The organism is Paracoccus gahaiensis, assembly GCF_005048225.1.
Taxonomy (GTDB): Bacteria; Pseudomonadota; Alphaproteobacteria; order Rhodobacterales; family Rhodobacteraceae; genus Paracoccus; species Paracoccus gahaiensis.
In genome coordinates this window covers 64,830-89,363 of record NZ_SUNI01000012.1, presented here as the reverse complement: position 1 = coordinate 89,363, position 24,534 = coordinate 64,830, and the positions used below count along the sequence as shown (strand labels likewise).

Below are 24,534 nucleotides of genomic sequence, written 5' to 3'. Positions count from 1 at the left end.
GACGGCAAGTGGGGGTTATGGCAGGCCTAGCGTCGGGGCTCAGCTGGGACAGGCTGGCCCGTATCCGATTGCCGCGCCAATGGCGGGGCGCGCTCACCTGGGGCATTGTGCTGTCCGGCGTCATGCTGGCCGTGGCAACGCTGATGATCATGGGACCCTTCGGCAAGGCCATGCAGGGGCAGGCGCTGCGCGTCGTGCTGCTGGCGGATTTGGCCTATCTGATCGTGCTGATCGGCTTCATCGTCGGGCGCATGGCGCGGCTGATCTCGTCCCGGCGTAGCACCATGCCCGCCTCGCGCCTGCATGCCCGGCTGGTGGCGATCTTCGGCGGGCTGGCGCTGGTGCCCACGGTGCTGGTCGCGCTGTTCGCCGGCTTCCTCGTCAATATCGGGCTGGAGGGCTGGTTTTCCGACCGGGTGCAGCAGGTGGTCACCACCTCGCAGGCGGCGGCCGAGGCCTATCACGCCGAACACCGGGGCGATCTGACCGAGGATGCCCGCGCGCTGGCGGGCGTGCTGACCCAGGCGGGTCGCGCCAACCCGCTGATCGAGGATGGCGAGATGCGCCAGCTTCTGGCGCAGGGCCAGTCGCTGATCCAGCGCGGGTTGCGCGAGGCCTATATCATCAGCGGCACCGGAGAGATCCGCGCGCGGGGCGAGCGCAGCTATCTGTTCTGGTACGAGGCTCCCTCCAGCGACCAGCTGGACCGCGCGCAGGCCGAGGGCATCGTGCTGATCGAGGACTGGGACAATGACGAGTTCCGCGCGCTGGTCGCCCTGCCGCCGCTGGCCGATCGCTATCTGTACGTGACGCGCGACGTGGACGGCAGCCTGCTGGGGCTGCTGGACGAGACCCGCGCCACGGTCGGCGATTACCGCCAGCTGGAGGCGATGCGGGCGCAGGTGCTGCTGGAATTCTCGCTGGTCTATCTGGGCTTCGCGCTGCTGCTGGTGGCGGCGGCGATCTGGCTGGGCCTGTGGTTCGCGCGGGGCCTGTCACGGCCCATCGGCCTTCTGGCGCAGGCGACGGAACGCGTGGGGCAGGGCGATCTGGACGTCCAGGTGCCCGAGCCGCGCACCGGCGACGAGATCCAGACCCTGGGCGAGGCCTTCAACCGCATGACCCGCCAGCTGAAGACGCAGCGCGAGGAGCTGATCGAAAGCTATCGGCTGTCGGACGACCAGCGGCGGCTGTTCGACAACGTGCTGACCTCGGTCACCTCGGGGGTGATCGGGCTGGACGCCGCCGGAGAGATCGACTTCGTCAACCGCTCGGCCAGCCGCCTTCTGGGGCTGGATGCCAAGCGCGACATCGACGCGCTCTTGTCCGAGGCGGTGCCGGAATTTGCGGCGCTGTTCGAGCGCCTGTCGGCCTCGGTCGCCGAGACCATCCAGGACGAGGTGCGGCTGATGCGCGAGGGGCGCGTCGAAAGCTTGCTGGTCCGCATGGCCGTGCGGCGCGGCGCCGATGGCGTGCTGGAGGGCTATGTGGTGGCCTTCGACGACGTGACCGAGCTGGTCAGCGCGCAGCGCATGGCAGCCTGGGGCGACGTGGCACGTCGCGTGGCGCACGAGATCAAGAACCCGCTGACCCCCATCCAGCTGTCCGCCGAACGTCTGCGCCGCAAGTTCGGCCCGCTGGCCGCCGAGGGCGACCGCGCCGCGCTGGAACAATATACCGACGTCATCATCCGCCAGACCAACGACCTGCGCCGGATCGTGGACGAGTTCAGCCGCTTTGCCCGGATGCCCGAGCCCGACCGGGCCGAGACCGACATGGCCGCCCTGCTGCGCGAGGTGGTGCTGCTGCAGCAGGATGCCCTGCATGGCGCGCTGGTCAGCGAGATCGGCGACACGCCCGTGATCGTCGATTGCGACGCGGGCATGATGCGGCAGGCGCTGACGAACCTCTTGAAGAACGCGGGCGAGGCGGTCGAGGAACAGGCGGCCCATGCCCCCGAGGGCTGGGCGCCGCAGATCCGCGTCAGCCTGGAGACCCAGCCCGAGCAGGTCTGCATCCGCGTCATCGACAATGGCGCGGGCCTGCCCGCCGACCGCTCGCGCCTGTTCGAGCCCTATGTGACGCTGAAAAGCCACGGCACCGGGCTGGGCCTGCCCATCGTCAAGAAGATCGTCGAGGAACATGGCGGCAGCCTGTCCCTGACCGATGCCCCCGACCGGCCGGGCGCCATGGCCGAGATCCGGCTGCCGCGCGAACGCCATCCCGTCCGGGGGGCGAAACCGAAAAGCAGACACGACAAAGACGAGGCGACACCATGAGCGACATCCTGATCGTCGATGATGAACGCGACATCCGCGAGCTGATCGCGGACATCCTGAAGGACGAGGGCTTCGACACCCGGCTGGCCGCCAATTCCGACGAGGCGGTGGGCGCGCTGAACGAGGCCGAGCCCGCGCTGATGATCCTGGACATCTGGCTGAAGGACAGCCGGATGGACGGGATCGACATCCTCAAGCAGGTCAAGCGCAACAACCCCGCCGTGCCGGTGATCATCATCTCGGGGCATGGCAATATCGAGATCGCGGTGGCGGCGATCAAGCAGGGCGCCTACGACTTCATCGAGAAGCCCTTCAACATCGACCAGCTGATGGTGGTCATCAACCGCGCGATGGAAACCGCCCGGCTGCGGCGCGAGAACAGCACCCTGCGGCGCGGCGGCGACAAGGCCTCGGAAATGCTGGGCCAGTCGGCGGCCTTCAAGCGGCTGCGCGACGGGCTGGACAAGCTGGCCAAATCCAACGGCCGGGTGATGCTGGCGGGCGAGCCGGGCACCGGCAAGGAGATGGCCGCGCGCTATATCCACGCCCACAGCCCCCGCGCCTCCGCGCCCTTCATCACCGTGCCCTGCGCCACCATCGAGCCCGAGCGGATGGAGGAGGTCCTCTTCGGACGCGAATCCCCCGAGCGCGGGATCGAGCCGGGCCTTCTGGAACAGGCCCATGGCGGGGTCATCTATTTCGACGAGGTGGGCGACATGCCCATGGGCACCCAGCCCAAGATCCTGCGGGTGCTGACCGAACAGCAGTTCGTGCGCTCGGGCGGCGCCGACAAGGTGCGGGTCGACCTGCGGGTGCTGTCCTCGACCAACCGCGACCTGATGGCCGAGATCGCCGCCGGGCGCTTCCGGCAGGAGCTGTTCGACCGGCTGAACGTGGTGCCCATCGCGGTGCCCTCGCTGGCCGACCGGCGCGACGACATCGCGGCCCTGGCCCGCCATTTCATCACGCAGTTCCACCGCCACCAGGGCCTGACCCCGCGCGATCTGCCCGAGGAGACCGTGGCCGCGCTGCAATCCATGCGCTGGCCCGGCAACATCCGCCAGCTGCGCAACGTGATCGAGCGGGTGCTGATCCTGGCCGAAAGCGCCGGGCCGATCCTACCCTCGGAGCTGGAACCGCAGGGCGCCACGCCCGACAACAGCGAGACGCTGACCCTGGGCCCCTCGGTCACCGCGATGGCGCTGCGCGAGGCGCGCGAGCTGTTCGAGCGGGAATATCTGGTCGCCCAGATCAACCGCTTCGGCGGCAATATCAGCCGCACCGCGCAATTCGTGGGGATGGAGCGCAGCGCGCTGCACCGCAAGCTGAAATCCCTGGGCGTGGTGGGCGGCATGCGCAGCGACGACGAGATGGCGATGGGCAAGTAGGGCGGGGCCTGTCCACCGCCGGGCCGCAGGCGCGCGGGGGCCGCGCTTGCGCCCCGCGCCCGCCCGGCATAGGCAGGGGAGGCGCCGGTTGCGGCAGCGGCAAGAGGGCTGTGGATGAAGATCATCATTTGCGGGGCCGGTCAGGTCGGCTGGCAGATCGCGCGCCATCTGTCGGGCGAGCGCAACGACGTCACCGTCATCGACAACAATCCCGATCTGGTCCGCCGCGCGACCGAGGCGCTGGACGTGCAGGGCCTGACCGGCTTTGCCAGCCATCCCGACGTGCTGGATCAGGCGGGCGCCCGCGACGCCGACCTGATCATCGCCGCCACCCATTCCGACGAGGTGAACATGGTCACCTGCCAGGTGGCCCATTCCGTCTTCCAGATCCCGCGCAAGATCGCCCGGCTGCGGTCGGGCGCCTATCTGGACGCGATCTATTCCGATCTCTACCGCACCGAACACCTGCCCATCGACGTGGTCATCAGCCCCGAGCGCGAGGTCGCGCTGGCCGCGCTGCAGCGCCTGTCCGCGCCCTCGACCTTCGATGTGGAAACCTTCATGGGCGGCAAGGTGCAGCTGCTGGGGATCGATCTGGAACCCGACTGCCCGGCGCTGAACACGCCGCTGCGCCAGCTGACGGACCTGTTCTCCAGCCTGCGCGCCATCGTGGCGGGGGTGCGCCGCGAGGGGCGGCTGTTCGCGCCCGACCCGGGCGACCAGCTGTTCGCGCATGACCAGATCTATGTGTTCAGCCATGCGGACGACGTGGCGCGCACGCTGGACATCTTCGGCAAGCCTCCGCAGAAGCAGGAACGCGTGACGATCATCGGCGCGGGCAATGTGGGCCTGGCCGTCGCGCAGGCGCTGGAGGCCCGCCCCGACCGCATCCGCGCCAAGCTGATCGAACGCGACCGCAGCCGCGCCGAATATGCCGCCGACCGGCTGGAACGCACCATCGTGCTGAACGGCGACGGTCTGTCGGCCGAGATCCTGGACGAGGCCGGCGTGCCGCAGGCCGATGCCGTCCTGGCCGTGACCAGCGACGACAAGACCAACATCCTGGCCTCGGTCCGGGCCAAGCAGGCGGGGGCCAAGATGGCCATCGCGCTGATCAACGATCCGACGCTGGTGCCGCTGATGGCGGCGCTGGACATCGACGCCTACATCAACCCGCGCGCCACGACCGTCTCGACGATCCTGCGCCACATCCGCCACGGGCGGGTGCGCGACATCTATTCCATCGGCGATGCCGAGGCCGAGGTGATGGAGGCGCAGGTCCTGTCCACCAGCCCCATGGCGGGCCGGGCGATCCGCGACATCGACTTTCCCGAAGGCGCGCTGCTGGGCGCCGTGCGCAAGGGCGACCGGGTGCTGAAGCCCCTGGCCGACACCCGCATCGACGAGGGCGACATCGTGCTGATCTTTGCCCTGACCAAGGACGTCCCCGAGGTCGAGCGCCTGCTGCAGGTCTCGATCGACTTCTTCTAGACGGGGGCCGCCGCATGACCAGCACCGTCCAGCGCCTGCCGCTTCTGATCCTGCTGGCCGGGATGGCGGCGCTGCTGATGCTGGTGCCCGCCGCCTATGCCTCGGTCACCGGATACGCGTCCATCGCGCGCAACTTCTTCTATGCGGCGCTGCTGACGCTGGTCTTCTGCGGGCTGATCGGGCTGGCGACCCAGGCCAATCCCCGCCCGCAGCGCGCGCGCGAGACGCTGCTGATGATGCTGGGCGCCTATGGCATCCTGCCCTTGCTGCTGGCGGTGCCCTTTGCCGAAAGCCAGCCCGATACCGGCTTCTTCAACGCCTGGTGGGAGATGGTGTCGTCGCTGACCACCACCGGCGCCTCGCTCTATTCCGCCGACCTGCTGCCGATGCCCCTGCATCTGTGGCGGGCCATCGTCGGCTGGATGGGCGGGTTCTTCGTGCTGGTCGCGGCAGTGGCGATCCTGGCGCCCCTGCGGGTCGGCGGGTTCGAGATCATGTCCAGCCCCTATGGCCGCGAGGAATACCGCCAGCACCTGCCGCGGTCCTCGGACCCGCGTCGCCCGGTCCTGCACATGTCCGATCCCCGCACCGAGGCGCATCTGTCCGACCCCACCAGCCGCCTGGCCCGTGCCGCGCTGGAGGTGGGGCCGCTCTATGCCGGGTTCACCCTGGCGCTGTGGGTGGGGCTGGCGATGCTGGGCGATCCGGCGGTGGTGGCGCTGACCCGCGCGATGGGCACGCTGTCCACCTCGGGCATCTCGCCGGTCATCGGCCCCGCCGGACAGGCCTCGGGCATCGCCGGCGAGATGCTGGTCTTCCTGTTCCTGATCCCGGCCCTGTCGCGCCGCTTCTGGCCGGGCGGTGCCGAATTGCAAGCCACGGACCGGATGGTCGAGGACCCCGAATTGCGCATGGCCCTGGCTTTGGTCCTGATGGTCGGCGCGCTGCTGTTCCTGCGCCATTTCCTGGGCGCCATCGAGATCGAGCGCAGCCTGCCCGAGGACGCGCATCCCCTGGCCGAGCTGGGCCGGGGACTGGCAGCGCTTTGGGGGGGGCTGTTCAGCGCGCTCAGCTATCTGACCACGACGGGCTGGACCTCGGTCGAATGGGCCGATGCGCGGGCCTGGTCGGGGCTGGATGCGCCGGGGCTGATCCTGGCGGGGCTGGCGATGATGGGTGGCGGCATCGCCACCACGGCGGGCGGCGTCAAGCTGCTGCGGGTCTATGCCCTGGCCCGCCACGGCCAGCGCGAGATGGAGCGGATCATCCATCCCAGTTCGGTCTCGGGCGGGGGGCGCATCGCGCGACGGCTGCGCCGCGAAGGGGCCTATCTGTCCTTCATCTTCTTCATGCTCTTCGCCATCTCCATCGCGGTGGTGATTTGCCTGGTCTCGATCCACCCTATCGAATTCGAGACCGCGACGATCCTCTCGATCGCCGCGCTGACCAATGCGGGGCCGCTGGCGGGCGCCATTCCCCTGACCCCGGCCTTCGAGGGAACGGCCGGCATCGCCTCGGCCCCGTGGGAGGGATGGTCGGGCCTGCCCGATTTCACCAAGGCCGTCCTGGCCGCTGCGATGGTGCTGGGCCGGATCGAGACGCTGGCCGTGCTGGCCATCTTTTCCCCGGATTTCTGGCGGCGCTGAACCCGCAGGTGTGGCGCAAATGTTATCGACGCGGGGTTGCGCAAGCGCGCTTGCTTGCAAGGCCGAACGCATGCGCCTAGATATTGTTGTGACAGGGCAGTGAAAAACGGACGATAACAAATGGCTGGCGACAAGCAGAACCTGCAGGATGCGTTCCTGAACCATGTCCGCAAGGCCAAGGTGCCGGTCACCATCTTCCTGATCAACGGCGTCAAGCTGCAGGGCGTCATCACCTGGTTCGACAATTTCTGCGTGCTGCTGCGTCGGGACGGCCAGTCGCAGCTGGTCTACAAGCATGCGATCAGCACGATCATGCCCGGCCAGCCCATCACCCTGTATGAAGGCGAGGACTGATTGGCCGAACTGACCGACACCGAGGCCAAGCCGACCCGCGCCTATGTGATCCACCCCGATCTGGGCCGCGCGCGGACCCAGAGACGCGAGCCCGAGCATTCGCTGGCCGAGGCCGTCGCGCTTGCCATGGCTCTGCCCGGCATCGAGATGGTGGGCTCCGAGGTCGCCAACCTGCGCGAGCCCAATCCCGGCAAGCTGTTCGGCAAGGGCAAGCTGGCCGAGATCAAGGAACGGCTGGAAGCGCTGGAGGTCGAGCTGGTGCTGGTTGACGGCCCCGTGACGCCCGTGCAGCAGCGCAATCTGGAAAAGGACTGGGGCGTCAAGCTTCTGGACCGGACCGGGCTGATCCTCGAGATCTTCGCCGACCGCGCCCGCACCCGTGAAGGCGTGCTGCAGGTCGAACTGGCCGCACTGTCCTATCAGCGCACGCGTCTGGTGCGCGCCTGGACCCACCTGGAACGCCAGCGCGGCGGGCTTGGCTTCGTGGGCGGTCCCGGCGAGACGCAGATCGAGGCCGACCGCCGGGCCATCGACGACCAGATGACCCGCCTGCGCCGCCAGCTGGAGCGTGTCGTGAAGACCCGCAGCCTGCACCGCGCCGCCCGCGCCAAGGTGCCCTATCCGATCGTGGCGCTGGTGGGCTATACCAACGCGGGCAAGTCGACGCTGTTCAACCGGATGACCGGGGCCGAGGTCTTCGTCAAGGACATGCTGTTCGCGACGCTGGACCCGACCATGCGCGCCATCACGCTGCCCGATGCGGGCGAGGGCGGATCGGGGCGCAAGATCATCCTGTCCGACACGGTGGGCTTCATCAGCGACCTGCCCACCGAACTGGTCGCCGCCTTCCGCGCCACGCTGGAAGAGGTGCTGGAGGCCGACCTGATCCTGCATGTCCGCGACATCAGCCACCCCGAGACCGAGGAGCAGGCCGCCGACGTGGCCGAGATCCTGGACAGCCTGGGCGTGGACGAGGACGTGGCGGCGATCGAGGTCTGGAACAAGATTGATGCCTTGGGGCCCGACACCCGCGCCGCCCTCCGCCGGACCGACAAGCGCACCGAAGGCGTGCAGGCGGTCAGCGCCCTGACCGGCGAGGGTCTGGACGACCTGACCGCCGCCATCGACCACCTGCTGGGCGAAGTCCTGGACGAGCCGCGGGCCGAGGATCAGGTGACGCTCGATTTCGCCGACGGCCGCAGCCGCGCCTGGCTGCATGAGGCGGGCGTGGTCGAACGCGAGGAGGCGGGCGAGGATGGGCTGCACCTCCATCTTCGCTGGACCGCCCGCCAGAAGGGCGCCTTCGAAGCCTTTTCGGGCACTGCGGAGGAGCCGGACGAGGAGGACGGCCCCGACGAGCCACGCATCGGCGGCTGGCACCCGGCGGACTGACCGCAGCAAGGCAATGCGTCCCGCGAGCGCCGGGGGCGCTTCGCCCCCCGGACCCCCCGAGGATATTTGCGCCAAGGTGAACTCCAAGACGCTCCCGCCGGCCCGGGAACCTTGTCCCGTTTCATCTTGGCGAAAATATCCTGCGGGGGGAGTCGCGCAAGGCGCGACGGGGGGCGCAAAGCCCCCCATCTTGCGACTTGCACCAGCCAATCGACGCGGATCAGTCCTGGCGGGGCATCTCATGCAACCATGGCGGGTTGGCCCCCGGCCGTGACACGGTGACCGAGGCGGCCTCTGCACCAAGCGTCAGGGCGGCGCGGATCTGGTCGGGGGTGATGGCGGCGATCCCGTCCTTGGTCAGCAGCCCCTGGCGGTCGAGGCTGGCGAGGATGCCCGCATTGAACGTGTCGCCCGCGCCGATCGTGTCGGCGACCGTCGTGCGCACGGCGGGGACGCTGATCGTCTCGCCCGCCCAGATGGCCCGGGCGCCGGTCTCGCCGCCGGTCTGCAGGACCAGCCGGGGGCCGGTGGCGAGGATGCGGCGGGCGGCCTCTTCGGGGGCAAGATCGGGATAGAGCCAGTCCAGATCGTCGGACGACAGCTTGACGATGTCGGCCATCGGCAGCAGGCGCGCCAGACGGGCACGATAGGCCTCCGGATCGGTGATGAAGAAGGGCCGGATATTGGGGTCGATCATCACCGGCAGGCGGGCCTGATGGGCCGCGACCAGTCCTTCCAGCGTGGCGCCGCAGGGATCGGGCACCAGGCTGATGCCGCCCACGAAAAGCGCCGTCACCGCCGCGGGCAGCGGCGCGATATCCTCGGGGACCAGCATCCGCCCGGCAGACCCCTCGTCATAGAAGGCGTAGCGCGCCTCGCCGTTGGTCAGGGTCACCAGCGCCAGCGTGGTCAGCCGGTCGGTGCGGGGGCAGAGGTCGGTGTTCACCCCGGCCTCTGCCAGGGGGCGCAGGATCTGATCGCCGAAGGGATCGCGGCTGATCGGCCACAGATATCCCGTGGATCGGTCCAGACGACCGAGCGCGATGGCGGTGTTGTAGACCGCGCCGCCGGCCAGCGGCCGGAAGGCGCCGTCCTGCGGCACCATGTCGATCAGCGATTCGCCCGCGCACAGGATCATGTCCGTCCCTTTCTGTCCCTCAGCCTGATTGCGCCACATACAGGAATGCCGTTAGCGCGACCAGCGCCACGGCCACTGCGGCGGCGATTTTCCAGGCCGACCACGGGCGCTCGCCCATGACGCGCCCGGACTGGCCGTTCACCACGAAACGATAGCTTTTCCCGTTGTAGCGATAGGCGGCGGTCCAGACGGGCAGCAGGATATGCTTGAAGGTCTCGGCCGAGAAATCGCTCTCCAGGCTGTCGATGCGCTGCTGGCTGCCGCCGATGGCGCGGCGCACATCGGCGGCGATGACCTGTGCCATCTGGGCCCGCGCCGCCTGATGGCCGTCGGCCAGGGGGACGGTATAGCCCTCGGCCTCGAAGCCCGACAGGAAGGCCGGATCATAGCCTGACAGCTGCGACAGGTCCCAGGGCACCAGCGCATCGGTGATCCGCGCCGGCAGCGCCGTCGAGGCCAGCACCAGCACGTCGTTGAAATCGCGCGCGACCTGCCCCGAGGCGGGGCTCCAGCGGATGCGGGGCACCTGCCGGGCGACCCGCTGGCTGCGGCCGTTCACGGTCTGGGTGACCCATTGCGTGACGTAATAGACATCGCCGCGCTGGCCGCGATAGCGCGAGCGGCTGGCGGCGTCGAAGGTCCAGAAGGGCGAATAGACGCCGGTCAGCCGCCGCTCGTGGCGGGCATAGGCCGTCAGCCCCGAGGGCGCGAACCACAGCCCGCCCAGCCAGTCGGTCATCGCGTCGCGCGCCTGATCATGGGTCAGGGCAAACGGCAGCACGCCCTGCGGCTTGATGCGGCGGGTGGCGCCCGTGTCGGTCACCACGGGCGAGGCGCAGAAGGGGCAGGCGCCGGCGTGATGGGTCTCGTCCAGATCCACCCGCGCGCCGCATTGCGGGCAGGACAGCGTGCGCACCACCTGCGTGATCGTTGAGTCCGCTTCCAGGTGCAGGCCCTGGTCCAGCGGGATCTCGGCCAGTTCCGGGGCCTTGTGGGCGGCGTCCCATTGCAGGGGCGGCGGGCTGGCACCCGCGCGGGGCAATCCCGGGGCGCGGGCCGGGCCGGGGCCGATCTCCTGCCGGTGTCCGCACCAGTCGCAGACCAGACTGTGCTGGCCCGGCTGAAAGCGCAGGCTGGCCCCGCATTGCGCGCAGGGAAAGCGGTGTTCAGCGGGCGCGGCCACCTTACTGCGGCAAGGGCGGGGGCTGGGTGGTGAACAGCTGCGCCAGCTCGCGCACGTCCTCGGCGGGCAGCCAGCCGTCCTGGCCCGGCGCCCAGACCAGCGTGTCGCGCGCGAAGCGTCCCTCGGTCACCATGCGGCCCAGATGGCCACGCCCGAAGGGACCCTGGGGGGTGCCGTCCAGGGCGACGTGCCAGACCGTCTCGACCGTGCGGCCGGGCAGGGGCGGGGGGGCGGCGGCCGCAGGCGCGGCGGCGGGGGCCGTGCCCCAGGGACCGGGGCGGGGGGCGGCGGCGCCCATGCCCATCGCGGCGCCCATGGCCGCGCCGAAGCCCGCCCCCGCGCCGCCCTCGTTGCGGGCGGCGGCCAGCATCGCCTCGGAGGCGGCATATTGGCCAAAACGGTCCAGATCGCCGATGATCCCCATGCTGGTGCGCTTGTCCAGCATCGCCTCGACCTCGGCGGGCAGGCTGATGTTCTCGATGTAGAATTCGGGCAGGATCAGGCCGTAGGCCTCGATCACCGGGGCGATGGCGCGGACCACCAGCGCGCCCAGCTGGTCGGTGTTGGCGGCCATGTCGAGGACCGGGATATTGGCCGCCGCGATGGCGCGCGAGAACTCTTGCACGATCACGTTGCGGATCTGGAAGGCGATCTCGTCGCGGGTGAAGTCGCCGTCGGTGCCGACGATCTCGGACATGAAGCGGGCCGGGTCGCTGACGCGCATCGAATAGGTGCCGAAGGCGCGCAGGCGGATCGGGCCGTATTCCGGATCTCGCGCGATGATCGGGTTGCGCGTGCCCCATTTCAGGTCGTTGAAGCGGGTCTTGTTGACGAAATAGACCTCGGACTTGAAGGGGCTGCGGAAGCCGTGATCCCAGTGCTGCAACCGGGTCAGCACCGGCAGGTTGTTCGTCTCCAGCAGATAGAGGCCGGGGCCGAAGACATCGGCCAGCTGCCCCTCGTGGACGAAGACGGCGGCCTGCCCCTCGCGGACGGTCAGCTTGGCGCCGTACTTGATCGCGCGCCCGACCGTGTCGTAGCGCCAGACCATCGTGTCGCGGCTGTCATCGACCCATTCAATGATCTCGATGAATTCGCCGCCCAGGATATCGAAGATGGACATGGCTTGCCTCTGGGGTTCGGGATGGGATCAGGCGGCCTCGCCCAGCAGCTCGGCAGCGATCTGCCGGACGAGGGGCGCGGCCTCGGCCTCGGTCATGCCGGGGGTCAGGCGGGGGTCGTAGAGGATCTGCAGCAGCAATTCGTCATGCCGGGTCAGCAGGGCGAATTCCTCGTCATCGTTGAAGATCGAGGGGCGCGCGGCGGGGCTGTCGGCGGCCAGACCCATGCCCTGCGCCAGCTCCTCGTGAATGCAGGAGGTCCGCAGCAGCGGCGGCAGTTCCGCCCGGATCACCGCGACGGCATGGGCATAGTCGCTGGCGCCGCCGCGCGAATAGGCGAAGATCGAGCAGCTGATGGCGGGCGGCAGGTCGGTCAGGATGCCGATGTCCTGCGCGGGAATGCCGGGGACCAGCTGCGCCAGACGCGGGCCTGCGGCGCGGCGCTCGTCCTCGTTCAGCACCAGGATGGTGAAGTTGCCGCGCTCGGCGGTCAGGCGGACCGGATGGCGGGTGGTGTCGGACAGGCGCGCGGCGAACTCGGCCACCTCGGCCCGCCAGGCGGGACGCGCGGCCATGTCGAAGGAGGCGCCGAAGTCCAACTGCATCCGCACCGGGTCCTGCCAGCGGCGCAGGGGGGCGGCGGCACTCTGCGCCACCAGCCCGTCCGAGGTCTGGCTGTATTCGTCCCGCAGCGCGATGGCGATGAAGTTGCGGGTCAGCGTCTCGGCATCGATGGGCGCGTCCAGCGGCACGCGGTCGCGGCGCAACCGGCCCTGCGCCACCAGCCGCCGTTCGGCGGCGGCATAAAAGTCGCGCTGCGACTGGCTGGCCGGGCTGGGATTGGCGACGGCCTGACGCGCCGCCGCATTGGCCGCCCGGTTGCGCTCGGCGCGGGCGCGGCGCAGGTCGGCCTGACTGGCCCCCTGATCCTGCTGCAGGGTCGGGCGCGGGTCGGGGCGCGCGGGATCCGGTCCCTCGGGGTCGATCCGCCCGCAGGCGGTGCCCGCCAGCAGCACCAGCGCCAGACCAAACGCCGTCTTTCGCGGGGGCAGGGCCGTCTGCCGCATCAACGCACCCCGCCGCGTCCAAGCCGCGCAGCCTCCGCCGGGGCGGCGGGCCGCTGCGCCGAGGCTGAGGCGAGCGCGTCGCGCAGTTCCGCCTCCATCCGCGTCAGGTCGGTCTCGGCGGCAGCGCGGCGGGTGCGGCCCTCGTCGGCGATGCGCAGGCTGTCCTCGATCGTGGCGATCAGCTGGGCATTGGCGGTCTGCACGGCCTGGATGTCGAAGACGCCGCGCTCGGTCTCGGCCCGGATCTGGGCATTGGCCTGGCGCAGGTTGTCGGCATTGCGGGTCAGCAGCTCGTTGGTCAGATCGCTGGCCTCCTTGACGGCGCGGGCGGCCTCGGCGCTGCGCTGGATGGTGACGGCCTGCGCCAGCTGGGTTTCCCACAGCGGCACGGTGTTCACCAGGGTCGAGTTGATCTTGGTGACCAGCGACTTGTCGTTCTCCTGCACCAGCCGGATCGAGGGCAGGGATTGCATCGTCACCTGCCGGGTCAGCCGCAGGTCATGCACGCGCCGTTCCAGATCGTCGCGCAGCGTGCGCAGGTCGCGCAACTCCTGCGCCTCGATCACCTGATCGGGCTGGGGCTTGGCGGCCAGTTCGGCCTCCTTGGCGGGGATGGTGTCGCTGTCCAGCTCGCGCAGCTTCTCGGTGCCGGCGGCGATGTAGAGCGCCAGCTCGTCATAGAAGGTCAGCGTGCGGTCATAGAGGATGTCCAGCGACTTGACGTCCTTGAGCAGCTTCTGCTCGTGCGATTCCAGCTCGGCGGTGATGCGGTCGATCTGGGTCTGGACCTGCTCGTAATTGGCCACGAACTTGGCGAAGGGGGCCGAGCGGCCCAGCAGCTTCTCCCACCAGCTGCGGCTGCGGCGCATGTCCAGTTCCGTGGTGGAAAAGCCGCGGATGGTGGTCACCACCTCGCGCAGGCTGTCGCCGGCAGGGCCGACCTCCTTGGTCTTGACGTCGGCCAGCATGGCCTGGCTGATCTGCTGCAGATCGGCCTGGGCGCGGGTGCCGAAGCGCAGGATGGAATTGCTGTCCTTCAGATCGATCTCGGCCATGCGTGACCGGATCTGGGCCTGGGTCGCCGGATCGGCCTCGGTCAGCCCCGAGGGCGCGGTCGCGGGCTCGGGCAGGGGCGCCTGCGTCAGCGCATCGATCTGCGCCTGAGCGGCCTCGGCGCGGCGTCTGGTGTCGTCGGTCATCGTCGGGTCCCCTTGTCAGCCGACCGCCAATGGCGGTGCCGTCGCCATAGCATATGGCGAAATCATGTCCGATCAACAACATGCCGGTCGGAAAGTTTCCGCCCCGGGGCGGGGCTGTCACAGGAAGGATGTCCGGGGGGCCGCAGGTGCAGCCCCCCGGACGGATCGGGTCACGCCGCCGAGGGCTGCGCGGCCGGGCGGCCATAGAAGCTGTCGCCCTTCTCCGCCATCTCGCGCAGCAGCCGAGGCGCGGCAAAGCGGTCGCCCTGCGCGGCGGTCAGGGCATCGCAGATCTCGACCGCCCGGGCGGCGCCCAGCATGTCCAGCCAGCCGAAGGGACCGCCGGTCCAGGGCGCGAAGCCCCAGCCCAGGATGGCGCCCACATCGCCTTCGCGGATATCCTCCAAGACGCCGTCCTGCAGCGCACGCACCGCCTCCAGCGTCTGCGCGAACATCAGCCGGTGCTGGACATCGTGCAGGTCGGGCTGGTCCTCGGCGCGGGCATAGCGCCCGTCCAGACCGTCCCACAGCCCCTGCCGCTTGCCCGCCTCGTCATAGGCATAGAAGCCGGCATTCGCCTTGCGGCCCAAGCGGTCCTGATCGGCCATCCAGAACAGCACCTCGTCCACCGCCCCATCGGGATAGGCGTCGCCCATCGCCGCGCGGGTCGCCTTGGCGATCTTGACGCCCAGATCGATGCTGGTCTCGTCCACCAGCTGCAGCGGGCCCAAAGGCATGCCCATCATCTTGGCGGCATTCTCGATCAGCGTGGGGTTCACGCCTTCGGCCAGCATGCGGATCCCCTCGTTGATATAGGGGATGATGCAGCGGTTGGCATAGAAGAACCGCGCATCGTTCACCACGATGGGGGTCTTGCGGATCTGGCGGACGAAATCCAGCGCCTTGGCCACGGCGACCGGGCCGGTCTGCTGGCCCTTGATGATCTCGACCAGCAGCATCTTGTCCACGGGGCTGAAGAAGTGGATGCCGATGAACTGCTCGGGCCGTGCGCTGGCTTTCGCCAAATCGCTGATTGGCAAAGTCGAGGTATTGGTCGCGAAAATCGCGTCCGCCGGGATGACGGCTTCGGCGCGCTTGGTGACCTCGGCCTTGACGGCGGGATCCTCGAAGACCGCCTCGACGACCAGATCGCAGCCCTCCAGCGCCGCGTAGTCGGTGGTGGCGGTGATGCGGGCCAGCACCTCGGCCTTCTTCTCGGGCGTGGCCTTCTTGCGGCCGATGGCCTTGTCCAGAAGCCCCTCGGACAGGGCCTTGCCCTTATCGGCGCTGGCCTGCTGCGCATCGATCAGCACGACCTCGATCCCCGCCATCGCGCTGACATGGGCGATGCCCGCGCCCATCATGCCCGCGCCCAGGATGCCGACCTTGCGCACGGTCTGGTCCGGCGCCTCGGGGCGGTTGGCGCCCTTCTCCAGCGCTTCCTTGTTGATGAACAGGCTGCGGATCATCGCCGTCGAGGACGGGTTCATCAGCACATGGGTGAACCAGCGCGCCTCGATCTTCAGCGCGGTATCGAAGGGCACCATGGCCCCCTCATAGACCGCGCTCAGCAGCGCCTTGGCCGCCGGATAGACGCCCATCGTCTTGCCATGCACCATCGCGCTGGCGCCCACGAAGGTCATGAAGCCCGCCGGATGGAAGGGCTCGCCGCCCGGCATCTTGTAGCCCTTGGCGTCCCAGGGCTTGACCAGATCGGCGTCCTTGGCGGCCAGCACCCATTCGCGGGCGGCGGCGACGGGATCGGCCACGACCTCGTCGATGATCCCGGCCGACTTGGCCTTCTTCGGATCCGACAGCTTGCCCTCCAGCAGGAAGGGGGCGGCCATCATCGCGCCCAGCTTGCGCACAAGGCGCGTGGTGCCGCCCGAGCCGGGAAAGATCCCGACCATGATCTCGGGCAGGCCGATCTTGGCCTTCGGATTGTCAGCGGCAAAGATCCGATGCGTGGCCAGAGGCAGCTCCAGACCGATGCCAAGCGCCGTGCCGGGCAGGGCACTGGCGATGGGCTTGCCGCCCTTCAGCGTCTTGGGATCCATGCCCGCGCGTTCGATCTTGCGCAGCATGGTGTGCAGCGTCATCACGCCGTCGAAGACGCCCTGCGCGCCGCCACGGTCCTTCATGCCCGCGATGACGTTCAGATCCATCCCGGCGGCGAAGTCCTTCTTGGCCGATGTGATCACGATGCCCTTCACGGCCTCGTCGGCCAGCGCCTGATCGATCAGGCCGTCCAGCGCGACGGCGCCGTCCATCGACAGCACGTTCATCGACTTGCCGGGCACGTCCCAGGTGATGATCGCCACGCCATCATCGCCGGTCGTCATGGTGAAATCGGTCATTCGGTCTCTCCCGTCTTGGGGTAGGGGGTGCCGTCCAGATGCATATAGCCGGCAGGTGTGCCCAGCAGGTCCAGCCCCGGATAATGGCAGATGTTGTGCGGCTGGCGGCCACCCGCGATCAGATAGGTCACCGGGGCGTCGGTACGGTTGCGCAGCGTATGGGCCACCGGATCGCCGGCCTTCCACGCGCAGGCGTCGCCCGGATGCAGATCGGCTTCGACCCCATCCTCGACCACGGTCAGCACGCCCTCCAGCAGATAGAGAAACTCGTCCTCGTGTTCCTCCCAATGCGGCTGGCTGCTCTGCTTGCCGGGCTGCAGCGTTTCCAGCGCGATGCCGAACTGCGTCAGCCCGCCCGCCTCGGTCAGGTGCCGATAGCCCAGAAACCCGCGCCCCAGATTATAGGGCGCCGGATAGCCCGACACGCCCTCGGTCACCGGGACGCTGTCCTTGCGCAGGATCGCCATCACACACGCTCGATGATGGTGGCCGCGCCCATGCCGGACGCGATGCAGAGGGTGGCCAGGCCCATGGTCTTGTCCTGCCGCTCCAGCTCGTCCAGCAGGGTGCCGATGATGATCGCGCCGGTGGCGCCAAGCGGGTGGCCCATCGCGATGGCGCCGCCATTCACGTTGACCCGCGCCGGATCGACCTGGAAGGCCTGCATGAAGCGCAGCACGACGGCGGCAAAGGCCTCGTTCACCTCGAAGAGGTCGATGTCGCCGATGGACAGGCCGCTGTCCTTCAGGATCTTCTCGGTGACGGGCACCGGGCCGGTCAGCATGATCGTGGGATCGGTGCCGATCTTGGCGGTGGCGCGGATGCGGGCGCGGGGCTTGAGGCCATGGGCCTTGCCGAAGTCCGCATCCCCGATCAGCACCGCCGCCGCCCCGTCCACGATGCCCGAGCTGTTCCCGGCATGGTGGATATGGTCGATATGATCCAAATGCGGATATTTCAGCATCGCCACCTTGTCGAAGCCGGGCATCGTCTCGCCCATCTCCTTGAAGGCGGGGCGCAGCTTGGCCAGGTCCTCGGCGGTGGTGCCGGGGCGCATGTATTCGTCGCGGCCCAGGATGGTCAGACCGTTCTGGTCCAGCACCGGGACGATGGACCTGTCGAACCGGCCTTCCTTCCAGGCCTGCGCCGCGCGCCGCTGGCTTTCCAGCGCCAAGGCATCGGCCTCCTCGCGCGAGAAGCCGTATTCCGTCGCGATGATGTCGGCGCTGATGCCCTGCGGCACGAAATAGGATTTCATCGTCAGCGAGGGATCGACGGCGATGGCCGCCCCGTCGCTGCCCATGGCGACGCGGCCCATCATCTCGACCCCGCCCGCGATATAGGCCTGGCCGGCGCCGCCCTTGATCTGGTTGGCGGCCAGGTTCACGGCCTCCATGCCGCTGGCGCAGAAGCGGTTGATCGACAGGCCGGGGATCCGCTCGTCCAGATCCGAGGCCAGCACGGCGGACCGCGCGAGGCAGCCGCCCTGTTCCTTGACCTGGGTGACATTGCCCCAGATCACGTCCTCGACGGCATGGCCCTCAAGGTTGTTGCGCGCCTTCAGGGCGTTGAGCAGGCGGGCGGACAGCGCCAGCGAGGTGACCTCGTGCAGGCTGCCATCGGCCCGGCCCTTGCCGCGCGGGGTGCGGGCGGCGTCATAGATGAATGCGTCGGTCATGTGTCCTCCTTGGGCGCCCGGTCGGAGGGGTGCCCGGGCATCAGGTCATAGGGATGTGTCCAGCCGGGCAGGGCGGCGAGCCCCTCCAGCCAGCGGTCGATATGGGGCCAGTCGGCGCGGTCGAACCCGAAGGGCTCGGGGTAATAGAGGTATCCGCACAGGGCGAAATCCGCGACGGTGGGATCCGTATCCGCGACCCAGTCCCGGTCCGCCAGATGGTCGTTCAGCACCTGATACGCGGCCTTCAGTCGCCCCTGCAGATAGGCGGCCGCGCCGGCGGGGCGCTTGTCCTCGGGCAGGAAGTTCAGCAGGAACCGCGCCGGTCCGGCCTGGCCCGACAGCTTGTGATTGTCGAACATCAGCCAGCGCAGGGTCTCGTTCCGGTCGCGGCCCAGAAAGCGTCCCGTGCGTTCCGCGACATGCAGCTGGATCACGGCGGACTGGGTCAGGGTCAGATCGCCCTCGCGAAAGACCGGCACCTCGCCCATCGGGTTCAGGGCCCGGAATTCGGGGCTGCGGCCTTCGCCGTTGAAGAAATCGACATAGACCGGCTGCCAGTCATAGGCTGCCAGTTGCATCGTCAGCGCCGCCTTGTAGGCATTGCCGGATTCGCCAAAGCACCAGAGTTGCGCGGTCATCTTTCCTCCGAAACAGCCGGGGGGCTTCGCGCCCCCCGGACCCCCCGCGGGGTATTTGAGCAAAGAAGAAGAGGCGTTTACCAATTCTTCAGGAAGACGGTGCTAGACTTCCCCCACGGTACAGGCTGGGGAGCCGATGACCGTCAAAGGAGAAGTCGCCCCGGCCTGTGGGCCGACAACGCCTGCCCCGTCCGAACCGCGGGAGAGGCCGGGGCGCATCCTGCTTCTTCTTTGCAGAAAATACCCATCGCGACCTCGTCCCACAGTGCCCCGCCTCAGAATGCCTCCGCTTCCAGTTCCATCACCGTGGCTGCACCGGACTGGATGCGGGCCAGATGGGTCGCGGTCATCGGCAGCTGCCGCTTCATGTAGTAGCGGCCGGTGATCAGCTTGGTCTTGTGGAAGGCCGGGTCGGGGGTGCCGGCATCCAGCGCCTGTTGCGCGGCGACCGCCATCCGGGCCCACATGTAGCCAAGCGTCACATGCCCGAAGAGATGCATGAAGTCGTAGCTGCCCGACAGCGCGTCGTTGGGGTTCTTCATGCCGCGCTCCATGAAGAACATGGACGCCGTCTGCAGATCCTTGGAGGCGGCCTTCAGCGGCTCGATGAAATCGGCGCGGATCGCCTCGTTGCCGGCCTCTTCGCGGCAGAAGGTCTTGATCATCTCGAAGAAGGCCATGACGTGCTTGCCGCCGTCCAGCGCTAGCTTGCGGCCGACCAGATCCAGCGCCTGCACGCCGTTGGCACCCTCGTAGATCATGGTGATGCGGGCGTCGCGGACGAACTGGCTCATGCCCCATTCCTCGACATAGCCGTGCCCGCCCAGGACCTGCTGCGCCAGCACGGTGGTTTCGAAGCCCTTGTCGGTCAGGAAGCCCTTCACGACCGGGGTCATCAGCGAGATCAGCCCCTCGGCATCGGCATCGCCCCCCAGATTGCCGCGATCGACCAGATGCGCGCCCCACAGGGCCAGGGCGCGGGCGCCCTCCAGGAAGGATTTCTGGTCCAGCAGGCTGCGGCGGATGTCGGGATGCACGATCAGCGGATCGGCGGCGCCCTGAGGGTTGGCGGCGCCGGTCACCGCGCGGCCCTGCAGGCGGTCCTTGGCATAGGCCAGCGCATTTTGATAGGCGGGCACCGCGCCCGCATAGCCCTGCAGGCCGACGCCGATCCGCGCCTCGTTCATCATGGTGAACATGGCCCGCATGCCCTTGTGCAGATCGCCCAGCAGCCAGCCGCGCGCGCCGTCATAGTTCATCACGCAGGTTGCGTTGGCATGGATGCCCATCTTGTGTTCCAGCGCGCCGACCGACACGTTGTTGCGCGCGCCCAGGCTGCCATCCTCGTTCACCAGCACCTTGGGCACGATGAACAGGCTGATGCCCTTGGTGCCCGCGCCGCCGCCCGGCGCCTTGGCCAGCACCAGATGGATGACGTTCTCGGCCATGTCGTGATCGCCGGCCGAGATGAAGATCTTCTGCCCGGTGATCAGGTAGCTGCCGTCGTCCTGCGGCTCGGCCTTGGTGCGCAACAGGCCCAGATCGGTGCCGCAATGCGGCTCGGTCAGGTTCATCGTGCCGGTCCAGTCGCAGCTGACCATCTTGGGCAGCCAGGTCTGCTTCTGCGCCTCGGTGCCATGGGCATGGATCGCCGAATAGGCGCCATGCGTCAGGCCCTGATACATGTTGAAGGCCATGTTGGCGGACACGAAGATCTCGCCCGTCGCCACGCCCATCACATAGGGCATGCCCTGGCCGCCATAGTCCGGGTCGCAGTCCAGCGAGGTCCAGCCGCCCTCCTTCACCTGCTCGAAGGCGGCCGAGAAGCCGTCGGGGGTGCGCACGACGCCGTTTTCCAGCCGGCAGCCCTGCTGGTCGCCGGGCAGGTTCAAGGGCGCCAGCACCTCGGAGGCCAGCTTGCCCGCCGCCTCCAGCACGGCTTCGGTGAAGTCGGGGGCCAGGTCGTCATGTCCGGGAAGACCGGACTGCGACAGCTTCAGGACGTCGTGAAGGACGAACTGCAGGTCGCGGATCGGGGGCGTGTAGCTGGGCATGGCGTCATCCTGTGGGCTGTTCGTGGGGGGCTGCGGAAAGTCGGCCCTGGGCATCCGTGATCTGCACCTTGAGCTGGGCGATGGCCTCGCTCAGTTCGGCATATTGCTGTTCCATGTCGGCCAGCCGCGCGCGGCCGATCTCGATCGTGGCGGCGATCTGCGCGCGGTTGGTGCCGCCGGGCTCGTAGAGCTGCAGCAGCTGGCGGATCTGTTCCAGGCTGAAGCCGAAGCGCTTGCCGCGCAGGATCAGCGTCAGCCGGGCCCGGTCGCGCCGGTCATACAGGCGGTGCTGGCCCCGGCGATGGGGAAAGATCAGCTCTCGCGCCTCGTAGAAGCGCAGCGTCCGGGGCGTGACCTCGAAGGCGTCGCACATCTGGCGGATGGAAATCAGATCGTCGGACATTCGGTACGCTCCTCCTCACACCGGCTTTCCGTCCTGATGTGAACCTATCCCAAAGCTGACGTGCAGGTAAGCGAAACGCCGCGTCACGGGCGCGCCTGCCGCAGCGTCAGCTCAATTTGGTCAACTCGTCCCGCGTGATGCGGCGCAGCTCGTCCAGGTCGTCGCGGGCGGCGCGCAGGTCGGAGATCTGCCCGTCCAGCACCGCAAGCTGCCGGTCGGCCATGTCGATCCAGACCTGATACTGTTCGCGCGAGCCCTTCTTGTCGTAGATCTGCAGCCATTGCCGGATCTCCTCCAGGCTGAAGCCGAAGCGGCGGCCGCGCAGGATCAGCGTCATCCGCGCCACCTCGCGCGCGCCGTAGAACCGGGTGCGGCCTTCCTTGCGGGGTTGCAGCAGCTCGATGTATTCGTAGTAGCGCAGCGTCCGAGGCGTCACGTCGAAGCGCGTGCACATGTCCTTGAAGCTGATCCGGTCATCGCTCATCCGCGCCTCCTTGCCGACTTCCCTGCGCGTCAGCCTAGGGCGGGACGCCGGGTTTCTCAACCGAAACGCGCGGCGGCGGGGCTTGAGTGTGCGCGGCACCTGGCGCTAGGGTCGGTGAAAGAAGGAGCGCCCGATGACCGACCCCGAGGATCACGCCCGCATCGCCAAGCAGTTCATCGAGGCGATCCCCCATGCGCGCGCCCTGGGCATGCGCGTGGACGAGATCGGCGCGGGCCGGGCGGTGATCAGCATGCCCTGGGCCGAGCATCTGGTGGGCGACCCGCGCACCGGGGTGATCCATGGCGGCGTCGTCTCGGCGCTGATGGACACTTGCTGCGGGGCGGCGGTGATGGTCCATCCGACGAACCCGCGATCCACCGCGACGATCGACCTGCGCATCGACTACATGCGCGCCGCGACGCCGGGGCAGCGGATCACGGCGCGGGCCGAATGCTATCACATGACCCGCAGCGTGGCCTTCCTGCGCGCGACCGCGCTGGACGAGGACGAGGAGAACCCCGTCGCCGCCGCGACCGGCGCCTTCACGGCGGAACGCTAGACCATGGCCGACCGAAACGAGCCCCTGCACCAGATCAAGTCGCGCCGCGACAGCGCCCTGCATGCGATGGTCAGCGGCGTGCCCTACATGAGCTGGCTGGGCATCCGCTTCGACCGGCGCGGGGACGAGCTGACGGCGATCCTGCCCTATGACGAGAAGCTGATCGGCAATCCGATGCTGCCCGCGCTGCATGGCGGGGTCACGGCGGCCTTCCTGGAGGTGACGGCGATCATCGAGCTGGGCTGGGCCGCGATGTGGGAGGATCTGGAATCGGGCCGCATCGCCCCCGATGCCGCCGTCGAGGGCAGCCTGCCGCGCCTGCCCAAGACCATCGACTTCACCGTGGACTATCTGCGCTCGGGCCTGCCGCGCGACGCCTATGCCCGGGCGAGGGTGGTGCGGTCGGGGCGGCGCTATGCCTCCGTCCATGTCGAGGCCTGGCAGGACAACCGCGCGCGGCTGATCGCGCAGGCGACCGGGCATTTCCTGATGCCGCAGCCCTGAGGCGCCGGGCCGCCGGGCCGGTCCGGACCAGCGGGGGCAGATCAGGCTCTGGCGCCGGGCGCGATCCTTGGCCATGATGGGGCACGCCGACACGAGGACCGTTCCCGCCATGCTGCGTCTTGCGCTGAGCCTGTTTCTGATGCTGCCCGTCCCCGCCCTGGCGGATGCGCCGCTGGTCGTCCTGGACCGCACGCAGCTGCCCTTCGACCTGGGGCCGGGCCATCCCGCCAACAACCCGGCGCGGGCGGGCAACGCGCCCCATGCGGCGTGGAATTCGGCGGGCAACACCGCCAATTCCGCCTCGGCCCCGGCGAACCGGCCCGAGAACCCGGCCAACGAGCAGCGGGTGATCTTCACCTCGGACGGCTCGGTGCTGGGCTATTACGCGCCCAATGCGGGGGGCGTCCTGAACCTGTTCGACCTGGGCGGACGACGCGTGGCCTATCGCCCGGCGCGCGGCACGAAGAGCCTGTTCACCACGCAGGGCGCCTGGTGCGGGACGGTGGACGGGCTGCGCGATGGCGGGTTCGTCCTGGCGGTGACCCCCGATTGTGCGCGGCTCTTTGCACGCTGACGCGGGAATGTCACATATCCCTCCTAGACCGCAGCAACATATTCCGGAGATGTCGATGACCAACACCTACAAGGACTGGCTGGAAGCCGAGCTGCAGGAAACCCTGGACGAGGACATGGAGCTGGAGCTGGAGGATGCGGTCCTGTCCGCCGAGATCCGCCGCATCTATCGCAGCCACCATCCCGACCAGATGGACCGCAAGACCTATTTCCACGAGCTGCTGCGCCTGCAATCCGAGCTGATCCGCCTGCAGGACTGGGTCAGCCATCATCAGGAGAAGGTCGTCGTGATCTTCGAGGGCCGCGATTCGGCCGGCAAGGGCGGCGCGATCAAGCGCATCACGCAGCGGCTGAACCCGCGCGTGGCCCGCGTCGTGGCGCTGCCCGCCCCCTCGGACCGCGAGAAGACCCAGTGGTACTTCCAGCGCTACGTGCCCCATCTGCCGGCGGGCGGCGAGATCGTGCTGTTCGACCGCAGCTGGTACAATCGCGCGGGCGTGGAGCGGGTGATGGGCTTCGCGGGCGAGGATCAGGTCGAGCAGTTCTTCCAGGACGTGCCGGAATTCGAACGCATGCTGGTGCGGTCCGGCATCCGGCTGGTGAAGTACTGGTTCTCGGTCACCGACGAGGAGCAGCAGATGCGCTTCCAGATCCGCATCCACGATCCGCTGAAGCAGTGGAAGCTGTCGCCCATGGACCTGCAGTCCCGCATCCGGTGGGAGGCCTATACCAAGGCCAAGGAGGACATGTTCGAGCGCACCAACATCCCAGAGGCGCCCTGGTACATCGTGCCCGGCAACGACAAGAAGCGCGCGCGGCTGAACTGTATCGATCATCTGCTGGGGCTGATCCCCTATGGCGACGTGCCCCATGAGGAGGTGCATCTGCCCGACCGGGTCTTCAACCCCGATTACGAGCGCGAGGTCCTGCCGCGCGAGTTGTACGTGCCGCAGAAGTACTGAGATCGTGGGGGGCGGGGGAGGGGGCTCCCGCCCCCGTCGCCTGGCGGCGACTCCCCCGGGGATA

At 68.6% G+C, this 24,534-nt stretch carries 22 protein-coding genes; 10 read left to right on the top strand and 12 right to left on the bottom strand.

The window, feature by feature from the left end; genetic code table 11:
• Window positions 1–17: 17 nt before the first annotated feature.
• The 6 genes from FA743_RS12825 (at window position 18) to hflX (ending at window position 8,550) form a co-directional block, all read left to right on the top strand.
• A complete protein-coding gene (locus tag FA743_RS12825; protein ID WP_136886502.1) occupies window positions 18–2,279 on the top strand; it encodes a sensor histidine kinase NtrY-like in 2,262 nt (753 codons plus the stop codon).
• On the top strand, window positions 2,276–3,667 hold the full coding sequence (gene ntrX, locus FA743_RS12820; protein ID WP_136886501.1) for a nitrogen assimilation response regulator NtrX: 1,392 nt from the start codon (window positions 2,276–2,278) through the stop codon (window positions 3,665–3,667). The genes FA743_RS12825 and ntrX overlap by 4 nt, the downstream gene beginning before the upstream one ends.
• A gap of 114 nt (window positions 3,668–3,781) precedes the next feature.
• Window positions 3,782–5,158 carry a Trk system potassium transporter TrkA gene (trkA, locus tag FA743_RS12815; RefSeq protein WP_136886500.1) on the top strand — a complete coding sequence of 459 codons (1,377 nt, stop codon included), beginning with the start codon at window positions 3,782–3,784 and terminating at the stop codon, window positions 5,156–5,158.
• Window positions 5,159–5,172: 14 nt separating this feature from the next.
• Window positions 5,173–6,804 (top strand): TrkH family potassium uptake protein, encoded by a 1,632-nt coding sequence (locus tag FA743_RS12810; RefSeq protein ID WP_136886499.1) that lies wholly within the window; start codon window positions 5,173–5,175, stop codon window positions 6,802–6,804.
• Window positions 6,805–6,924: 120 nt separating this feature from the next.
• Window positions 6,925–7,158, top strand: a complete 234-nt coding sequence (gene hfq / locus FA743_RS12805) for an RNA chaperone Hfq (RefSeq protein ID WP_042250201.1) — start codon at window positions 6,925–6,927, stop codon at window positions 7,156–7,158.
• Window positions 7,159–8,550, top strand: a complete 1,392-nt coding sequence (hflX, locus tag FA743_RS12800; RefSeq protein ID WP_136886498.1) for a GTPase HflX — start codon at window positions 7,159–7,161, stop codon at window positions 8,548–8,550.
• Window positions 8,551–8,770: 220 nt separating this feature from the next.
• Here hflX and FA743_RS12795 read toward each other — a convergent pair whose 3' ends face one another.
• The 12 genes from FA743_RS12795 to FA743_RS12740 all read right to left on the bottom strand — a co-directional run bounded on the left by FA743_RS12795 (window position 8,771) and on the right by FA743_RS12740 (window position 21,872).
• Window positions 8,771–9,688, bottom strand: coding sequence for a carbohydrate kinase family protein (locus FA743_RS12795; protein ID WP_136886497.1), 918 nt, complete (start codon window positions 9,686–9,688; stop codon window positions 8,771–8,773).
• A gap of 19 nt (window positions 9,689–9,707) precedes the next feature.
• A complete protein-coding gene (locus tag FA743_RS12790) occupies window positions 9,708–10,871 on the bottom strand; it encodes a TFIIB-type zinc ribbon-containing protein (RefSeq protein WP_136886496.1) in 1,164 nt (387 codons plus the stop codon).
• 1 nt (window position 10,872) lies between these two features.
• A complete protein-coding gene (locus tag FA743_RS12785; RefSeq protein WP_136886495.1) occupies window positions 10,873–11,994 on the bottom strand; it encodes an SPFH domain-containing protein in 1,122 nt (373 codons plus the stop codon).
• A 27-nt stretch (window positions 11,995–12,021) separates the two neighbouring features.
• Complete coding sequence (locus tag FA743_RS12780) at window positions 12,022–13,059, bottom strand: DUF2927 domain-containing protein (protein ID WP_136886494.1); 1,038 nt, start codon at window positions 13,057–13,059, stop codon at window positions 12,022–12,024.
• Window positions 13,059–14,258, bottom strand: coding sequence for a toxic anion resistance protein (locus FA743_RS12775; RefSeq protein ID WP_136886493.1), 1,200 nt, complete (start codon window positions 14,256–14,258; stop codon window positions 13,059–13,061). Before FA743_RS12775 ends, FA743_RS12780 begins: the two co-directional genes overlap by 1 nt.
• A 170-nt stretch (window positions 14,259–14,428) precedes the next feature.
• The gene (locus FA743_RS12770) at window positions 14,429–16,615 is read right to left on the bottom strand and encodes a 3-hydroxyacyl-CoA dehydrogenase NAD-binding domain-containing protein (RefSeq protein ID WP_136886492.1); all 2,187 of its coding nucleotides are present in this window, start codon (window positions 16,613–16,615) and stop codon (window positions 14,429–14,431) included.
• Entirely contained in the window at window positions 16,612–17,082 is a 471-nt protein-coding gene (locus FA743_RS12765) for a cupin domain-containing protein (protein WP_136886491.1), read from the bottom strand. Before FA743_RS12765 ends, FA743_RS12770 begins: the two co-directional genes overlap by 4 nt.
• Window positions 17,082–18,293: an acetyl-CoA C-acetyltransferase gene (locus FA743_RS12760; RefSeq protein WP_136886490.1), complete on the bottom strand. Its 1,212-nt coding sequence runs from the start codon at window positions 18,291–18,293 to the stop codon at window positions 17,082–17,084. The genes FA743_RS12765 and FA743_RS12760 overlap by 1 nt, the downstream gene beginning before the upstream one ends.
• Complete coding sequence (locus tag FA743_RS12755) at window positions 18,290–18,931, bottom strand: glutathione S-transferase family protein (RefSeq protein WP_136886489.1); 642 nt, start codon at window positions 18,929–18,931, stop codon at window positions 18,290–18,292. Before FA743_RS12755 ends, FA743_RS12760 begins: the two co-directional genes overlap by 4 nt.
• A 275-nt stretch (window positions 18,932–19,206) precedes the next feature.
• The gene (locus tag FA743_RS12750; RefSeq protein WP_136886488.1) at window positions 19,207–20,985 is read right to left on the bottom strand and encodes an acyl-CoA dehydrogenase C-terminal domain-containing protein; all 1,779 of its coding nucleotides are present in this window, start codon (window positions 20,983–20,985) and stop codon (window positions 19,207–19,209) included.
• A gap of 4 nt (window positions 20,986–20,989) precedes the next feature.
• A complete protein-coding gene (locus FA743_RS12745) occupies window positions 20,990–21,388 on the bottom strand; it encodes a MerR family transcriptional regulator (RefSeq protein WP_136886487.1) in 399 nt (132 codons plus the stop codon).
• Between the two features lie 106 nt (window positions 21,389–21,494).
• Window positions 21,495–21,872, bottom strand: a complete 378-nt coding sequence (locus FA743_RS12740; protein WP_136886486.1) for a MerR family transcriptional regulator — start codon at window positions 21,870–21,872, stop codon at window positions 21,495–21,497.
• A 133-nt stretch (window positions 21,873–22,005) separates the two neighbouring features.
• Between FA743_RS12740 and FA743_RS12735 the strand changes: the two genes are divergently transcribed.
• From FA743_RS12735 to ppk2, 4 genes are all read left to right on the top strand, one after another.
• Window positions 22,006–22,431: a PaaI family thioesterase gene (locus tag FA743_RS12735; RefSeq protein WP_136886485.1), complete on the top strand. Its 426-nt coding sequence runs from the start codon at window positions 22,006–22,008 to the stop codon at window positions 22,429–22,431.
• 3 nt (window positions 22,432–22,434) lie between these two features.
• The gene (locus tag FA743_RS12730; RefSeq protein WP_135313704.1) at window positions 22,435–22,935 is read left to right on the top strand and encodes a PaaI family thioesterase; all 501 of its coding nucleotides are present in this window, start codon (window positions 22,435–22,437) and stop codon (window positions 22,933–22,935) included.
• A gap of 109 nt (window positions 22,936–23,044) precedes the next feature.
• On the top strand, window positions 23,045–23,509 hold the full coding sequence (locus tag FA743_RS12725) for a hypothetical protein (protein ID WP_211242270.1): 465 nt from the start codon (window positions 23,045–23,047) through the stop codon (window positions 23,507–23,509).
• Between the two features lie 55 nt (window positions 23,510–23,564).
• Window positions 23,565–24,470, top strand: coding sequence for a polyphosphate kinase 2 (gene ppk2, locus FA743_RS12720; RefSeq protein ID WP_169308882.1), 906 nt, complete (start codon window positions 23,565–23,567; stop codon window positions 24,468–24,470).
• Window positions 24,471–24,534: the final 64 nt, after the last annotated feature.

Coding starts and splice junctions, on each gene's coding strand:
- FA743_RS12825 (WP_136886502.1), top strand. CDS start 18: ATGGCAGGCCTAGCGTCGGGGCTCAGCTGGGACAGGCTGGCCCGTATC.
- ntrX (WP_136886501.1), top strand. CDS start 2,276: ATGAGCGACATCCTGATCGTCGATGATGAACGCGACATCCGCGAGCTG.
- trkA (WP_136886500.1), top strand. CDS start 3,782: ATGAAGATCATCATTTGCGGGGCCGGTCAGGTCGGCTGGCAGATCGCG.
- FA743_RS12810 (WP_136886499.1), top strand. CDS start 5,173: ATGACCAGCACCGTCCAGCGCCTGCCGCTTCTGATCCTGCTGGCCGGG.
- hfq (WP_042250201.1), top strand. CDS start 6,925: ATGGCTGGCGACAAGCAGAACCTGCAGGATGCGTTCCTGAACCATGTC.
- FA743_RS12795 (WP_136886497.1), bottom strand. CDS start 9,688: ATGATCCTGTGCGCGGGCGAATCGCTGATCGACATGGTGCCGCAGGAC.
- FA743_RS12785 (WP_136886495.1), bottom strand. CDS start 11,994: ATGTCCATCTTCGATATCCTGGGCGGCGAATTCATCGAGATCATTGAA.
- FA743_RS12780 (WP_136886494.1), bottom strand. CDS start 13,059: ATGCGGCAGACGGCCCTGCCCCCGCGAAAGACGGCGTTTGGTCTGGCG.
- FA743_RS12775 (WP_136886493.1), bottom strand. CDS start 14,258: ATGACCGACGACACCAGACGCCGCGCCGAGGCCGCTCAGGCGCAGATC.
- FA743_RS12770 (WP_136886492.1), bottom strand. CDS start 16,615: ATGACCGATTTCACCATGACGACCGGCGATGATGGCGTGGCGATCATC.
- FA743_RS12765 (WP_136886491.1), bottom strand. CDS start 17,082: ATGGCGATCCTGCGCAAGGACAGCGTCCCGGTGACCGAGGGCGTGTCG.
- FA743_RS12760 (WP_136886490.1), bottom strand. CDS start 18,293: ATGACCGACGCATTCATCTATGACGCCGCCCGCACCCCGCGCGGCAAG.
- FA743_RS12755 (WP_136886489.1), bottom strand. CDS start 18,931: ATGACCGCGCAACTCTGGTGCTTTGGCGAATCCGGCAATGCCTACAAG.
- FA743_RS12750 (WP_136886488.1), bottom strand. CDS start 20,985: ATGCCCAGCTACACGCCCCCGATCCGCGACCTGCAGTTCGTCCTTCAC.
- FA743_RS12745 (WP_136886487.1), bottom strand. CDS start 21,388: ATGTCCGACGATCTGATTTCCATCCGCCAGATGTGCGACGCCTTCGAG.
- FA743_RS12740 (WP_136886486.1), bottom strand. CDS start 21,872: ATGAGCGATGACCGGATCAGCTTCAAGGACATGTGCACGCGCTTCGAC.
- FA743_RS12735 (WP_136886485.1), top strand. CDS start 22,006: ATGACCGACCCCGAGGATCACGCCCGCATCGCCAAGCAGTTCATCGAG.
- FA743_RS12730 (WP_135313704.1), top strand. CDS start 22,435: ATGGCCGACCGAAACGAGCCCCTGCACCAGATCAAGTCGCGCCGCGAC.
- FA743_RS12725 (WP_211242270.1), top strand. CDS start 23,045: ATGCTGCGTCTTGCGCTGAGCCTGTTTCTGATGCTGCCCGTCCCCGCC.
- ppk2 (WP_169308882.1), top strand. CDS start 23,565: ATGACCAACACCTACAAGGACTGGCTGGAAGCCGAGCTGCAGGAAACC.